This window comes from Natronosalvus vescus, assembly GCF_023973145.1.
Taxonomy (GTDB): Archaea; Halobacteriota; Halobacteria; order Halobacteriales; family Natrialbaceae; genus Natronosalvus; species Natronosalvus vescus.
The window spans coordinates 2638214-2653177 of record NZ_CP099546.1 but is presented as its reverse complement, the minus strand read 5'-3'; the positions used below and the strand labels follow the sequence as shown (position 1 = coordinate 2653177).

Annotated in this window: 13 protein-coding genes; 8 read left to right on the top strand and 5 right to left on the bottom strand. The window is 61.2% G+C overall.

Annotation, left to right across the window (positions count from 1 at the left end; translation table 11 throughout):
• Nucleotides 1-4: 4 nt before the first annotated feature.
• Together NGM68_RS12705 and coxB are read right to left on the bottom strand one after the other, a co-directional pair.
• A complete protein-coding gene (locus NGM68_RS12705; RefSeq protein WP_252698610.1) occupies nucleotides 5-2497 on the bottom strand; it encodes a cbb3-type cytochrome c oxidase subunit I in 2493 nt (830 codons plus the stop codon).
• Entirely contained in the window at nucleotides 2497-3474 is a 978-nt protein-coding gene (gene coxB / locus NGM68_RS12700; protein WP_425493571.1) for a cytochrome c oxidase subunit II, read from the bottom strand. Before coxB ends, NGM68_RS12705 begins: the two co-directional genes overlap by 1 nt.
• 325 nt (nucleotides 3475-3799) lie before the next feature.
• On the opposite strand from coxB, the gene NGM68_RS12695 reads away from it, so the two are divergent.
• A complete protein-coding gene (locus NGM68_RS12695; protein ID WP_252698608.1) occupies nucleotides 3800-4090 on the top strand; it encodes an amphi-Trp domain-containing protein in 291 nt (96 codons plus the stop codon).
• 117 nt (nucleotides 4091-4207) lie between these two features.
• On the opposite strand, the gene NGM68_RS12690 is transcribed toward NGM68_RS12695, so the two are convergent.
• Nucleotides 4208-4624 carry a DUF7975 family protein gene (locus tag NGM68_RS12690; protein WP_252698607.1) on the bottom strand — a complete coding sequence of 139 codons (417 nt, stop codon included), beginning with the start codon at nucleotides 4622-4624 and terminating at the stop codon, nucleotides 4208-4210.
• Between the two features lie 59 nt (nucleotides 4625-4683).
• On the opposite strand from NGM68_RS12690, the gene NGM68_RS12685 reads away from it, so the two are divergent.
• Nucleotides 4684-5316 (top strand): adenylate kinase, encoded by a 633-nt coding sequence (locus tag NGM68_RS12685; RefSeq protein WP_252698606.1) that lies wholly within the window; start codon nucleotides 4684-4686, stop codon nucleotides 5314-5316.
• A gap of 18 nt (nucleotides 5317-5334) precedes the next feature.
• Here the strand turns inward: NGM68_RS12685 and NGM68_RS12680 are convergent, their stop codons facing one another.
• Nucleotides 5335-7743, bottom strand: coding sequence for a DUF7289 family protein (locus tag NGM68_RS12680; protein ID WP_425493570.1), 2409 nt, complete (start codon nucleotides 7741-7743; stop codon nucleotides 5335-5337).
• Nucleotides 7744-8122: 379 nt separating this feature from the next.
• On the opposite strand from NGM68_RS12680, the gene NGM68_RS12675 reads away from it, so the two are divergent.
• The 3 genes from NGM68_RS12675 to NGM68_RS12665 all read left to right on the top strand — a co-directional run bounded on the left by NGM68_RS12675 (nucleotide 8123) and on the right by NGM68_RS12665 (nucleotide 10738).
• Nucleotides 8123-9073, top strand: coding sequence for a DUF106 domain-containing protein (locus NGM68_RS12675; protein WP_252698604.1), 951 nt, complete (start codon nucleotides 8123-8125; stop codon nucleotides 9071-9073).
• A gap of 184 nt (nucleotides 9074-9257) precedes the next feature.
• On the top strand, nucleotides 9258-9833 hold the full coding sequence (cmk, locus tag NGM68_RS12670; protein ID WP_252698603.1) for a (d)CMP kinase: 576 nt from the start codon (nucleotides 9258-9260) through the stop codon (nucleotides 9831-9833).
• On the top strand, nucleotides 9833-10738 hold the full coding sequence (locus tag NGM68_RS12665) for an RNA-guided pseudouridylation complex pseudouridine synthase subunit Cbf5 (protein WP_252698602.1): 906 nt from the start codon (nucleotides 9833-9835) through the stop codon (nucleotides 10736-10738). The genes cmk and NGM68_RS12665 overlap by 1 nt, the downstream gene beginning before the upstream one ends.
• 364 nt (nucleotides 10739-11102) lie before the next feature.
• Here NGM68_RS12665 and NGM68_RS12660 read toward each other — a convergent pair whose 3' ends face one another.
• Nucleotides 11103-11504, bottom strand: coding sequence for a MaoC family dehydratase (locus NGM68_RS12660; RefSeq protein ID WP_252698601.1), 402 nt, complete (start codon nucleotides 11502-11504; stop codon nucleotides 11103-11105).
• An 86-nt stretch (nucleotides 11505-11590) separates the two neighbouring features.
• On the opposite strand from NGM68_RS12660, the gene NGM68_RS12655 reads away from it, so the two are divergent.
• The 3 genes from NGM68_RS12655 (at nucleotide 11591) to NGM68_RS12645 (ending at nucleotide 14957) form a co-directional block, all read left to right on the top strand.
• The gene (locus tag NGM68_RS12655) at nucleotides 11591-12463 is read left to right on the top strand and encodes an alpha/beta fold hydrolase (protein WP_252698600.1); all 873 of its coding nucleotides are present in this window, start codon (nucleotides 11591-11593) and stop codon (nucleotides 12461-12463) included.
• An 80-nt stretch (nucleotides 12464-12543) separates the two neighbouring features.
• A complete protein-coding gene (locus NGM68_RS12650; RefSeq protein ID WP_252698599.1) occupies nucleotides 12544-14169 on the top strand; it encodes an AMP-binding protein in 1626 nt (541 codons plus the stop codon).
• 86 nt (nucleotides 14170-14255) lie between these two features.
• Nucleotides 14256-14957 (top strand): helix-turn-helix domain-containing protein, encoded by a 702-nt coding sequence (locus tag NGM68_RS12645; protein ID WP_252698598.1) that lies wholly within the window; start codon nucleotides 14256-14258, stop codon nucleotides 14955-14957.
• Nucleotides 14958-14964: the final 7 nt, after the last annotated feature.

Sequence of the window (14964 nt, the reverse complement as noted above, 5' to 3'; positions counted from 1 at the left end):
GCCGTTACATCAGGTAGAACAGCGGGAACAGGAACACCCAGACGATGTCCACGAAGTGCCAGTAAAGCCCGAAGTACTCCACCGGACGGTGGTCGTCGAGATAGGCGTCCTGCAGCACGATCTTGACGATCATGAAGCCGGCAACGAGCAGGCCCAGGATCACGTGCAGGCCGTGGAGACCGGTCGTCACGTAGTAGATGGAGTACTCGAGACCGCTGAACCAGTAATCGCCCTCGGCGAATTTCGTGCTGTACTCCCAGGCTTTCACGCCCATGAAGGTCAGGCCCAGCAACATCGTTGCACTGAGGGTGGCGAGCAGCCCCTTCTTGTTGCCGCGTTCGGCCATGACGAGCGCGAGGATGACCGTGAAACTCGAGGTCAACAGCACGTAGGTGTTGAGCAGGCCGGGCCACGCGGCAGGCGGGACGGTCGTCCACTCGCTCCACCCCATGTGGATGCGCATGAAGACGAACGCACCGAGAGCTGCACCGAAGACGACGACGTCGGAGGCCAGGAAGAACCACAGGCCGAGTTTCGTGTTCCCGACGCCTTCGAACGGCCAGCGCTCGGCGATGGCCATCTCCGGCGCGTTGAACTCTTCCATCCCGAACTTCCAGAGGGTGTAAAGGAGCATTCCCAGGCCGGCGAGCGTCACGATCGGGTAGATCATGTTGGGATCTTGCGTCCCAACGATGTCCGCCCCTCGCGCTTCCGCGAACTGGCCGACGTAGGGGGTGAGCCCGGAGAGACCGAGGAAGAAGATGGCCGTCGAGAGACCGATACCAAATGGCCAGATGCTGGCGTGGTCAGCGTGTTCTTCCTCCTCGTGATGATGTTCAGCGAGGGTAGCTTGTCCGCTCTCGGCAACGGCCAACGATCCAGTGCCGCCGTCCGTTGCAGCCGCTTTCGTATCGTCGACGAACTCGAGGCGACCGCTGGCGTAGCTCGGCCGGCCGGCCCAGTTCTCGAGCGGTGGCGGCGACGGGATCGCCCACTCGGCAGTGCGGGAGAACTCCCAGGGGTTGTCCGGTGCGTCGGGGCCAGCCACCAGGCTCTTGCCGAGCGCGTAGAACATGATCAGGAACGACGCCCCGAAGACGAACGCGCCGACCGTCGCGAGTTGGTGATAGAACGTCATTCCTTCCGCAAAGTGGAAGACACGCCGTGGGGTCTCCCAGGCGAGGAACATCGGGAAGTACAGCAGGTTGAACCCGACGAAGTAGACCGCAAAGTGAATCTTGCCCAGGGTCTCGTCGTACATCTTCCCGGTGATCTTGGGCCACCAGTAGTACAGCCCGGCAATCAGGGCAGTGACGCCGGAGACCATCACGTAGTGGAAGTGGGCGACGACCCAGTAGGTGCCACGGAACTCGTAGTCCAGGACGACCGCGCCCAGGAACACCCCGGTGATACCTCCGAGGATGAACAGGACGAGCGCGCCAAGGCTGAACAGGAACGGCGTCGTGAATCGCACGCGCCCTTTGACCATCGTGTAGATCAGCGCGAACACCATCAGGTCGAACGGCAGCGAGATCCCGATCGTCGTCGCCATGAACAGCGTCTTGATCTCGAGGTTGATCGAGGTCAAGAACATGTGGTGCATCCAGACCAGGAACGACTGAACCGCGACGAGCACCATCGAAATGATGACCCACTTGCGCCCGACCAGTCGCCGGCCACAGAACGTCTGGAACGTCTCGAACATGATCCCCAGCGCGGGGAAGAAGACGATGTACACCTCCGGATGGCCGAAGAACCAGAAGATGTGTGCCCACAACAGGCCCGATCCCTGGTCGGTCGCGAAGTACTGAGTCAGGAGAATCCGGTCAGTCGCGAGCAACAGCAGGGCTGCGAGCAGTGCCGCGAACGCGAACAGCATCATCCAGACCGTCAGCAGCCACGACCACGTGAATAACGGCATGTTCCACAGCCCGAGTCCCTCCGCCCGCGAGCGGTGAATCGTGGTCAGGAAGTTCATCGTCCCCAGCGTGATCGAGAGCGTAAACAGCATCAACGCCAGGATCGTTGCCGTGCCACCAGTCGTCGCTTCGACTGCGGGCGTGTACGTCGGCACGTTCAGCGGCGCGTACATCGTCCACCCGCCTTCGAACGTCCCGCCCTGGAAGAACGAGATCATCAGCAGGACGCCCGAGAACAGATAGAACCAGTAGCTCAGGGCGTTCAATCGTGGGAACGCGAGATCCTTCGCCCCGATCTGTAAGGGAACCAGGTAGTTCGCAAAGCCCGAGGCGATCGGTGACAGGAACCAGAACACCATCAACAGACCGTGTGCGGTGACCGCCTGATTGAAGCTACTATCGGTCAGGATTCCGAGGCCGCCGCTCTGCCAGAGATGTGCACGGAACAGCAGCGCCATGACGCCCCCAAAGAGCAAGAAGAACATGGCTGTCACAATGTAGAGAATACCGACGTCTTTGTGGTTGGTCGTCACCAGCCACCGTTTGATCGACGTCATCGGGGGGAAGTCATCGGCCATCAGTCGTCACCTCCAGCGTCGTCAGTATCGGTTTCGTCGTTGTTTTCGTCATCGTCACCGTTGTCGTCGTCCTCACCGGGTTCTTCGAGCGTCACGGTTTCGCTCGGGCCGTCGACGATGTCGACGTCCTCGAGTTCGACCGTCTCGAAGGAACCGTCGGTGGATTCGACGGTCAGCGTGTACGCATCACCCTGTTCGACGCTGATCTCGAGGACGCCGTCCTCGAAGTCGTCGCCGGTGTAGGTCGCGACGACCTCGTCGTCGCTCGAGAGCGTGACCTCGACGTTGTCGGCGTCGGTGACCGATTCACCGTCTGCATCCTCGAGGTCGAGGGTGAGGGTCAGTTGCTCCTCGAGCCACTCCTCGTAGTCCTCTTCACTCAGGACGATCAGGTCAGCCTCCATGGCGGAGTGACCCGGGCCACAGAGTTCGAAGCACTCGATCAGGAACTCACCTTCTTCTTCGGCGGTGAACCAGGTGACGTCTCGCTCGCCCGGGATTGCGTCGGCTTTTACCCGTTTATCGGATATGCCGAACGCGTGCCAGACGTCTGTAGAGGTCACCTCGATCCAGATCGGGGTGTCGACGGGGACGACCATCTCGTTACTCGATTCAGCGCCGTTTTCGTAGTAGAAGCTCCAGCCGAAGGCGAACCCTTCGACGTCAACTTCGATCGCGTCCTCACCAGGGTCGTCCGGACCGTCTTCGACGTACAGGAGCATCCCGTACGTCCAGAGGACGAGCGAGATCACGATGATCGCACTCAGGAAGAACGAGACGAACAGCTTCTTGCCGCCTGTTCCACCCGTCGGGAGTTCCCCGAGCGTGGGGAGATCCTCATCGGGGTCGCGGGTACCGTCGTCTCGGTATTTGTACGCATTGTACAGCGTATAGCTGACGACGATGATGCCGACGAGTGTCCCCAGGCCGAGGAACACGAGGAAGATATCCTCGAAGACGTCGACACGCGTCATCATCGGGGTCGGAAGTGGAATGAAGATTGTATTCACCTCGATTATGTGGGTCTATTGGTGGACGATCATGGTCGGGTACACTTATTTATTTGGAAACGATCGCCGGGCAATCGTGGGACGGCGAGTGGGACATCCGTCTGCCCTGACTGACCAGCAGGGGAACGTTCCCGGTCCGAACCGGTGTCCTTCATTCATCCCTTCGGCTGCCCCACCTTTTGTCTATCGTTCTCCCAGCGTCGACCTGACCGAGCAACGATACATTATCGGAAACTCCCAGGGAACGAGGCACAGCGCTACTCCTTTACCCTGCTATCCCCTACAGGCAGGTATGCCGGAAGAAGTACTTTTCAAGTTCGAACAGCAAATGAATGCCGCAGAAATCGCCGACTACCTCCGCTCCGTCGCGGATCGCCTCGAGGCCGGTGACGACCTCACACTCGAGTCAGGGAGCGAGACCGTGACGATGTCGCCGCCGGGACGCCCGACCTTCGAGGTGAAAGCCGAACGGGAGACGCCGAGTTCCGGCGGCCCCGGCGAACTGAGCGTCGAGTTCGAACTCGAGTGGGACGAAGCCGGCGGTGACGACGGCGAAGGCGACGGGACATTGTCGATTTCCTGAGGAGCCAAACACCTGAACACCTGTGCACCTGAACACATGAGCACGTGACCAACTAGACGAACCGCCGAACGCAACGTTCACTCACACGAGAGCGGGCTGGGAGGCGATTCCATCAGCCTAGACGGCCGTCACCCATACCGTCACGTCCTCGGGACACGCGAACACCTCACGGACGATCGCCTCACAGAACTGGGCGATCCGATTGGGGTCAGCTTTCGCGCTCACGCGAACGTTCGTTCCCTCGGCGTTCTCCGGTCGCGTCAGTTCCTCGATTTTGAACGCCGGAAACGTATCCAGCAGTGATTTCAGCCGCTCGAGTTCCTCGTTCGTACAGTCGAGGTTGACGATGCCGTCGGCGAACTGTACCCAGGGAATACCGAGTTCCGCCGCCGGGCCGACGTCGGCCTCCTGCTCGAGACTCGTTTCGTCCACTTCAATCGTCAAGAACGGGCTGGCTCGCTGGCGGTGGGCCGTGATGGCGTCGACGAAGAGCTGGCGGCGAGCTTTCGGGTCGCCAGCCGAGAATCGGGTCATAGCCGGATGATCGTGCGCCATTCTTTAAGCCTTTATGCGCTGGGGCTGAACCGACGCCTATGGCACAGCCACGGATTCTCATCCTCGGCGCTCCCGGGGCCGGGAAGGGGACACAAAGTGCAACGATCAGCGACCACTTCGACGTCGAACACGTCACCACCGGAGACGCCCTGCGATCGAACAAGCAGATGGACATCTCCCACCTCGATCTCGAGTACGAGACGCCCGCGGAGTACATGGATCAGGGCGAACTCGTCCCCGACGAGGTGGTCAACGCTATCGTCGACGAGGCGCTGTCGTCGGCGGATGGATTCATTCTCGACGGCTATCCACGAAACCTCGAGCAGGTCGAGGCGCTCGAGGGGATGACCGACCTGGACGTCGTGCTGGCTCTCGACGTGAGCGAGGACGAACTCGTTCACCGACTCACCGGCCGGCGGATGGATCCCGAGACGGGCGATATCTACCACCTCGAGTACAATCCGGCGGAGGATCCAGCGGTCGAGGAACGACTGGTGCAGCGCGAAGACGACAGCGAGGAGACGGTTCGTGAACGATTGCGGGTGTATCGAGAGAACACCGAACCGGTACTCGAGTACTACGGGGACAAGGGCGTGCTCGAGCGGGTGGATGGAGAGCAAGCACCCGACGAGGTGTGGGAGGACGTGAGGGCGGTTATCGAAAATGCGTAGGTAAATCAGTCTCCGGGACTAGCTGATGACGATTGCGTCCGTTTCGACGCTAACTGCACTTCCATCGCCGATGGATTCCGGCTCAGTTCCCGACTGTGACGGTTTACGTTTCTCGCCATCGACCCGGAAATCTACCTTCGGATCGTCGAAATCGACGTAACTCGCTCCACCGTCAACCTGAACGAACCCGATAATGTCGTTGAAGTTAGGATCACCATCCTCGTTCTCCCGATAGTTGGCCGCGATATCCCACGCAGCGAGGTTCATCTCGGACTGGTTGGCCGTGTCGACCGTCTCCCAGGGATAGTCGGGGAACTCGGACTGAAGTTCTGATTGCGTCATGGTCGTTTCCATCATGAACGCGAAATCACCTGCTTCGAGTTGCAATTCGTTGTCGATCAGTTCGACGTCGTCAGTACCGTCCTGGAAGACGTCGTTGATGCTTCGCTGGAGCGGGAACCCTTTTTCGATGTCCGGCATGTGGTTGTCGTCCGCCGTCCGGGTCATCATGAGTCCGTGGTCGGTGCTCGCGTCGCCAGCCCCACCACCTTCGACGGTGATCTCCTCGCCATATGCAAAGGCGTTGCACGAGTAGTGGTGGGTCGTCTCGCCGTCTTTTGCCTCATCCGTGGCGACGTGTGTCAGTCCACCCTGGGCACAGGGCCAGTACGTCGCCTCGATCGTCACCGAACCGGACTCAATCTCGGTTTCGATATCGTAGGTCTGCGTTTGGGTTCCGTAGGTGTTCAGATTGTAGTCTTCCATCTGGGCACCAGGATCGGTGTAGTGCGGTTGATCGAGCGGGATCTCCTCGGTCTCTCCGTTGGGAAGGAACCGATAGCGTGTTTCTCCAATCACGGCCGACGCTGTGACCGGGGCCCAGTTTTTGTGATACGCCCCACCACCCCACCACTCCCCGGAGATTTCGGTGCCGAGAATCGAGACCCCGACGTCCGATGGCTCGGTAACGATGATTTCGTCGACGTCCCCAACGGCTCCGTTCGTGATTTCGAACGTACCCTCCTGTTCGCAGGCCCCGTCGTTCTTATTACAGGGGGCCTGTGGGGTGTTGTCGACCGCAACCGTGTAGGTGTACTCCCCATCGGGGAGTGCACTCCGGTTGAAATCGATTTCGACAGCCGTGTCCTCCCACGGATCACCCTGTATCGATTCGGTGTACGTCAGTGGTTCGCCGAGTTCGTCGATATCGCTCTCGAGTTCGATCGTGATATCTCGAGCCTCGCTTTCGTTCCCGATGTTCGTAAGATCAGCCGATACCGTTGTAACGTTCCCGTCATGGGTGTGACCGACATCGGTTAGGTGGTAGAACGTGTGGTGGAAAGAGTAAAAGAACGTCCCCTCCAGGGTAGCATTGCTCGTCGTCACATCGTAGCTGTACTCGTTGTAGTTCTCGATGTCGTTCGGCTGTCCTGGGCCGACCCCGAGTGCGTCCCACAGTTCGTTTTGGTTGAGACTGAAATCGAGCGTGGTCTCCTCACCGGGCTCGAGTGTCCCAGTCGATTTCGTCTCTGTCGCCCCCTCAATAGTAACCGATACAGTATCGGAACCACTTGCAGTTCCGACATTCGTGACCGTCGCCGTCGCCGAGAGCCCGTCGTTGAAGCTGGTAATTGGATCAACCGCAACGTCCACGTCGAACACGGGGGCAGTCGTGCGAGCGTTCTCGAGTGCCACGACGACGTACTCCTCGTCGTGGTTTACGTCGACTGTTGCGTTCGCTTCGTCCCCGAACTCGTTCTCGAGGTGAGTGTACCAGCCCTGGTAATAGGTGCTCTGGATCTTGAGTGCAAAGTCCGGGTGACTGTCGCAGGCTGGATCCTGCCCTGCTGTCTCGAATTTCGCCGACATATTCGTCGTCTCGTCTGGGTCGTACTGGACGACCGATTCGCCACTCCCAGCGGACTCACTGGAAACGGTGACGAGTCCGAACTCGAGTGAGCCGTCATCGTACGTCAGCGGTGGTGGACTTCGAATCGTGGTGCCAGCCTCGGTACGTTCCCAGACCCCGCCACCTTGATACGCGATCGTCCGACCCTCAGCGTCCTCGACGACCGCGCCGAAGTCTTCGACGTGGGCAAGGCAGGTGGTGTCTTCAAACGGTGATGAAGCGCCAGCGCCAGCGACGTACCACGCAATCGAGACGGAGCCATCAGTGGTGACCGTCGCGTCGCTAACCGTCTGTTGCGTTCCCGTCTCCGTGACAGTGTTCAATCGGAGACTCGTTTCGTCCATCGACGTCCGGGCATTCTCGACCTCGTTCTGCCCCTCGAGCGAGTCGAGTAACATCATTCCGGACACACCAACAATGGCGGCACCCACGAACACCATCCCAAACAGGAGGACGATACCCACCAGTGGAGCGGCTCCCCGGGTTGCTGTTCGATCCCCTGTGCAGACGCCAATCATATTATACCCGTTCAATAAATTCAGATTATAAAAAACCATCAGATGTGAATTATGAGCAAATAGGTTCGTAATGAATCAGGAACCAGTACGACGAAAACCACCGGGAGAGAGGGCGTTTCAGCGACCCCTTTCGGATCGGATAGGTACTCTTGTGCCAGTCTCGAGGAACGATAGGACTGCTTGAACGGAGAGGGTCAACATCACTAGGGACGGTTTCCGATGCTCCCCCACCAGCGATGCTTCGGAAACATGCCCTGGTGATGCCGGAAAGAGCAGCTGGGGCTCCACCTAGCACGGTCGACTCACCACTACATCCTAGAGCCCAGTCACGCCACCGAAGATAAACACTTGTATACCGAAGGTGACCTAGCCCAAGCAGATGACGCGTACAGCGGAGAAAATAGACACCCTCGTCCGCGAGGATTCCTCGTTCGAGGACGCCCTCGAGACGATTCGGCGCGAAGCCGACGAAAACGGCGGCGAGGTCGAGTGGGCGGACGTTCGTGACGACCTCACGAGCGGCCAGTGGGGTCGACTGATCGAAAAGGGCGTGCTTGTCGACGGCGAAGAGGGATTCATCATCGCGGATCGGGAGGCCTACGACGAGGCACTCGACGGCGATGGAGAGGGCATCGGAGAGGATCTCCCGGACATCGACTCAGAAGAGTCACAGTGGTCACAGTGGGACAAGCTGGCGGGACTCGCGTCGGTGCTGTTCATGGTCGGCTACTGGTTCGACTCCGTCAGGGATTCGGTGGGTGGGATCATCGACATCGCACTCGGCCCGCTGGCGGCGTCGATGCCGTTTTACGCCGTGATCCTGGCAATCGCGATGATGACCGGGCTGTACTCGACGCTCCTGCAGGCGAACCTGATGAACATGGAACGGATGGGGAAGTATCAGGAGCGTATGAAAGCGATGCAGGACAAGCGCTCCGACGTCCAAGATCGGAAAAAGGAAGCCGAAGAGCGCGGCGCGAGCGAAGCAGAAATAGAGAAGCTCGACAACGAACTCCAGCGCGTCCAGGAAGAGCAGATGGAAGCGATGGCCGACAACCTGGGGATGTTCAAAGAGCAGTTCCGCCCGATGGTCTGGATCATGCTCTTTACCATCCCGCTGTTCCTGTGGATGTATTGGCGAATCCACAGCTCCGGGCCACAGACCATTACCGAAACGGTCGTGATGCCGATGATCGGTGAAACCCAGTGGAACGAGGGAGTCATCGGCCCCCTGCGTGCCTGGATTGTCTGGTACTTCCTGTGCTCGATGGGGTTCGTACAGCTGTTGCGCAAGGCGCTCAACATCGATATGACGCCGGCGACGAGCTAATCTCTCGAACCGCGTTCTTTCCTGCTAACTCGCCCTTTCCTGCTATCCCGAACTCGAGTCACAGCAGCCGGTAACACCTCTCCAACAGCAGCCGGTAATACCTCTCCAACAGCAGCCGGAAACGCCGTCTACCTCGAGCAACGCGATTCAAAACCCCTTTGAGGGGGCCCGACGCAATTCGACTATGTTACTCACCGTCTCCGGGCCACCGGGTGGAGGAAAGACGACGAACGCGGAACTGTTGGCCGAGACGTTTGGATTCGAGCACGTCAGCGGCGGTGACATATTTCGACAACTCGCGGACGAACGCGGGTATACCCCACTCGAGTTCAACAAGCTGGCCGAGGAGAACGACCAGATCGATCGCGACCTCGACCGCCGACTGCGCGAAATCGCCGTCGAACGCGACGATCTCGTCCTCGAGTCGCGTCTGGCCGGCTGGCTCGCAGGCGAGCAGGCCGACCTGAAGTTCTGGCTCGATGCGCCACTGGCGGTCAGAGGGGAGCGGATCGCCGACCGCGAGGACAAAGCGCCCGAGCGAGCGATGGAGGAAACCCGCGCACGAGAAGCGAGCGAGGTTCACCGATATCGTGAGTACTACGGTATCGAGTTCGACGACCTCAGCATCTACGATCTCTCGGTCAACACCGCCCGCTGGAGCCCGGAAGCGGTCTTCGACACGCTCGTGACGGCCGTCGAGGAGTACGATACGACCGCCGACGAAGGGAAAACGCCCGTCGACATCGACTACGAGTTCTGATGATTCGCCGAGGATCGCCCGAGGAGCGCTCGCCTGCCGAACTCCTCCAGTTCGGCGTCGTCAACCTCGATAAGCCACCGGGGCCCTCTTCCCACCAGGTGAGCGGCTGGATCCGGGACGCCGTCGCCGAAACGCTCACCGAAGCCGACGCAGCGCCAATCGATCGAGCCTCTCACGCGGGGACGCTCGATCCGAAGGTCACCGGCTGTCTCCCGATCATGCTGGGTCACGCCACTCGGCTGGCGCCGGCCTTCCTCGAGGGGGAAAAGGAGTACGTCGCCGTCCTCGAGTGTCACGGCCCGGTGCCGAGCGACGCCGCATCGGTGATCGCCGAGTTCGAGGCCCCGATCTACCAGAAGCCGCCGCGAAAGAGCGCCGTCTCGAGGCGCCTCCGGGTGCGAGAGATCTACGACCTCGACGTGCTCGAGGTGGGTGAGCGCCAGGTACTCCTGCGCATTCGCTGTGAGAGCGGTACCTACGTCCGAAAGCTCTGTCACGATCTGGGGCTTGCACTCGGCACCGGTGCCCACATGGGACATCTCCGACGGACGGCGACGATGCCGTTCGACGACACGACGCTGCACACGCCGTACGAGTTGCTCGACGCCCTCGCGTTCTGGGTCGAGGACGACGATTCCCAATCGTTGTATTCGGTCGTTGAGCCAGCCGAACGGATCCTCGAGCACCTGCCCGCGATCACGATTGCCGAAAACGCAGCCGAGTCGGTCGCGACGGGTGCGCCGGTGTACGCGCCAGGCGTACTTGAGGTCGACGGCGGTGTCGAGCGGGACACCCTGTTGGCGTGTTACACGCCCGACGGGGCTGCAATCTGTCTCGGGCGACTCGTCGGCGACCCCGACGCCGAGTCGGGGGCAGTCGTCGCGCTCGAGCGGGTACTCGTCTAGTCGGTAAGCAGTGGGTCAGATCCTCGAAAAAACTCGTTGATAGTAGTCGATGCCCCTTATTTAGGACGCATGCTACTGATACCAGCCGGTACGTGTGTCAGGGCCGAAACACGGAGAAGTTCGCGTCGTCACACGCAATGCACTGGCGCGGCGGCGCCTGTGAGGTAGTTGCCATGACAACACCGCAGTGCCGACACACATGTAAGTTGTTTCTGTCGCCCATTGGAACCCCCACGGGTTATAGGGTAGCAAAGAGCATAACCCTCGCTTTAGGTAAAGTGGAAGATCCGGAATCGAAACCGGTTTCGGGGTTGGAAACACCCGTTTCACCGCGCTCGAGCGCCGTCAACACCTCGAGCGACCGTTACGCGTCGTCTCGAACCAGCGACAACACCGTCGCTTCCCCGGAGACGACGACCTCGTCCTCGACCGTCGCGGTCGTCTCGACGCAGTAGCGATCGTTTCCGAGGGCCTCGAGAACCTCCGCGGTCGCGATAACGGTCTGTCCGGGGTAGACGGGTGCCTCGAACGACAGCTCCTGAGAGAGGTAGATGATGTCACCGGGCAGGTCGGCCAGCGCGCTCGAGATGATGCCGGCGGCGATCATGCCGTGAGCGATCGGCTCCTCGAAAAGGCCGGCGGCGGCGTACTCGGGATCGAGGTGGAGCGGGTTCTCGTCGCCGGTCAGGGCGGCGAACGTCTCGATGTGCTCTGTCGTCACGTGCTGGCTGGTCTGGGTTCGGTCGCCGGGGCTGGCAGTCGACATAGCTAGTTCTTTGTCGGAGCCAGCCTGTACGTGTGGGTTGATAGTCGAACGGAGGTGTACATCATCCCACCATGAGAGTGTTAGATATGACACGCGCGGAAAACGGCGACGTCCAGGTCGCATACGAGGTCGCCGGCCCCGAAAACGGCGACGTCCAGGTCGCATACGAGGTCGCCGGCCCCGAAAACGGCGATCCAGTCGTCTGTATCAATGGACTCGGCTACGGCCGCTGGATGTGGCGATGGCAACGGGCGGCGCTCGCCGACACGTACCGGACGATTCTCTGGGACAATCGCGGCACCGGCGATTCGGACGCTCCCGAGGGGCCGTATTCGATCGATGACATGGCCGCCGACCTCGAGGCGGTGCTCGCCGACGCTGGGATCGAACGAGCCCACGTCGTTGGGGCGAGTATGGGCGGGATGATCGCCCAGCACTACGCCATCGAGTACGACCGGGCGGCGACTCTCTCGCTTCTATGTACCACGCCCGGCGGGCGCGAATCGACTGGTATTCCGGAGAAAACCAAACAGCGACTGACGTCGGTGCCCGAGGATGCGACCGATCGCGAGTCGATTCGTCACCGCATGGAGCCTGCCGTCTCCGAGAGGTTCTACGCGGAACAACCCGACCTGGTCGAGCGAATCGTCGACTGGCGTCTCGAGAGCGATGCGGACGACGCGGCCCGACAGGCACAGGCTGCGGCCGTGCTGGGGTTCGACGTCGCTGACGACCTCCACGGAATCGACGTACCGACGCTGGTGCTGCACGGCGACGATGATCGCGTCGTTCCCGTGGAGAATGGCCGGTTGCTCGCCGAGCGCCTTCCGAACGCTCGCCTCGAGGAGTGTCCGGCCGGAGCACACCTCTTTTTCATCGAGGACGCACACTGGGTGAACGAACGGCTCCGAGGGTTCCTCGAGGCCAACGAACTGGAATCGCCGACGGAGGCGCGCTAAGATGAGACGAACTACTCTCGAAGGAGGACTCCAATGAAGCGGCTTATGAACCCGAAACCGTCGCGAGCAGGAGGTCGACCGTGAACTGGAGTTCGACGCCGTACGACTGGGTCGGCGACTGGGCGGCCAGACGAGCCTCGCTCTCGCCGGATCGGACGGCGATCGTCGACGCGACGACGGAGACGAGCGTCACCTACGGCGACGTCGAGCGGCGAGCGAATCGAACCGCCAGGTTGCTCGAGTCCTACGGCGTGACCGAGGGCGAGCGAGTCGCGATCGTCTCGCGGAATCGTCTCGAGGCGTTCGACCTCTTCTTCGCGACGGGGAAGACCGGCGGCGTTCTCGCGCCGCTGTCCTACCGGCTGGCCCCACCGGAGCTGGCGGCCCTGCTGGATCTCGTCGAACCAAAACTGCTCGTCATCGAGTCGCCCTACGTCGAACTCCTCGAGCACGCGGTCGCCCGGTCAGAGGCCGATCCCGCGATCGTGGAGATCGAGACCGACGATCCGGCCGGCGGGTGGGATACCTACCACGACCGCCTCCCCGCTGACGAGACCCCCGTCGAGAAGCGCGAGCGCTCGTTGTCCGATCCTCACCTCCTGTTGCACACCGGGGGCTCGACCGGGACGCCGAAGGAGACGACGATCACCCACGGCTCGATCGCCTGGAACTCGCTGAACACGATCACCGCGTGGGGGCTGCGTCCGGATGACGTCACCCCGATGGTGTTTCCGATTTTCCACACCGGCGGCTGGAACGTGCTGACGCTCCCGCTCTTTCATATGGGGGCGACCATCGTCATCGATCGAGAGGTCGAACCCGGCCGCGTCCTCGAGCAGGTGAGTCGGTACGAAGCGACGATTCTCGTCGCCGTGCCGGCGGTGTTGCGTTCGATGGCCACCCACGTGAACTGGGAGCAAGCAGATCTCTCGAGCCTCCGGTTCGTCAAGAGTGGCGGTGGGCCTTGCCGCGAGTCGATCGTCCGCGCATGGCGCGACCGCGGGGTCGATCTCTCCCAGGGCTACGGCCTCACCGAAATCGGCCCGAACAACTTCGCGATGCCCGACGAGTACGACTCCGAGAAGGTCGCCAGCGTCGGCAAGCCGGTGCTCCACGCCGACGTCCGAATCGTCGACGAGGACGGGACGAAACTCGAGGAGGGCGAGATCGGCGAACTCGAGTTGCGTGGCCCCCACGGCGCTCGCGAGTACTGGCGCAACCCCGACGCGACGGCGGAGACGTTCGGTGCCGACGGCGCGAGCGGCGACGAAGACGCCCGACGCTGGGTCTCGACCGGCGACCTCGCCCGGGTCGACGGAGACGGGTTCTACCACATCGAAGGCCGAAAGAAGAACATGTTCATCAGCGGCGGGGAGAACGTCTATCCGCCGGAGGTCGAAGATGTCATCGCGGATCACGACGCCGTCGCCGAGGTGATCGTCATCGGCGTTCCCGACGAGCAGTGGGGAACGGTCGGGAAGGCGGTCGTCGAAGTTGCAGATGGGCTCGACAGTGGAGACGGCGAAGGGGGTAGCACGGCTGAAAACGCACTCACGCTCGAGCAACTGGCCGTGTTCCTCGACGGGAAACTGGCCCGGTTCAAAATTCCGAAACACCTCGCGTTCGTCGAGGAGATGCCGATGAGTGGCCCTTCGAAGATCGACCGGGCGGCGATCAAAGACCGGTTCGGCGGTGATGACTCGTGATCAGGCGCCACGGGGAGGTTATTTCCCACATGTCAGCGACGAAGCCAATAGGCAGGATTATGGGTGCCAAATCACAATAGAAGATAATGATCGACCTCACCCTGGACATGGAGCAGTACGACTGTCCGTTCATCGACACGAGCGACGATCACGACGTGTCCTTCACCGCCGTTCAGTGGGAGTTCGATAGCCAGCGCCGCGAACTCGAGACGCGGATGATGATCGAAGGGGACGACCGGTCGACCCTCGAGTCGGGGCTGTCGTCGCTGCAGACCCACGACAACATGCAGGAGTGCTCGCTCTTCAAGAAACACGAGGGGACGGCGTTGTTACGGACGGTGATCGGGGAGACCAACGCCATGCGGGTCATCCGGGACAACGGCGGCTACATCACCGGCCCGTTCCACATCGAGGCCGGGAGCGAGCGCTGGGAGGTCGGCTTCGATACGCACGAGAGGGCCGACGACGCGCTCTCCGATCTGGAGCGAAACAACGAGTTCGACGTCCTCTCGGAGGACGCGTTCGAACTCAGCGAGCTGTACGACCTGCTCCAGAACGCCGACGCGGCGAACAACCTCATCGAGGGCTGTCGGTCGCTGTCGGACGTGGAACGACAGACACTCGCAGTCGCGGCCGAGAAGGGATACTTCGATCAACCCCGCGGGGCGACGCTGCAGATGCTCGCCAACGAGTTCGACGTCTCCGATACTGCCGTCTCGAAGAACGTTCGTCGGGCCGAGCGAAAGATCCTCCGGCGGGTCGTCGACGCGCTCGAGGAACTCGAGTGAGACAGCC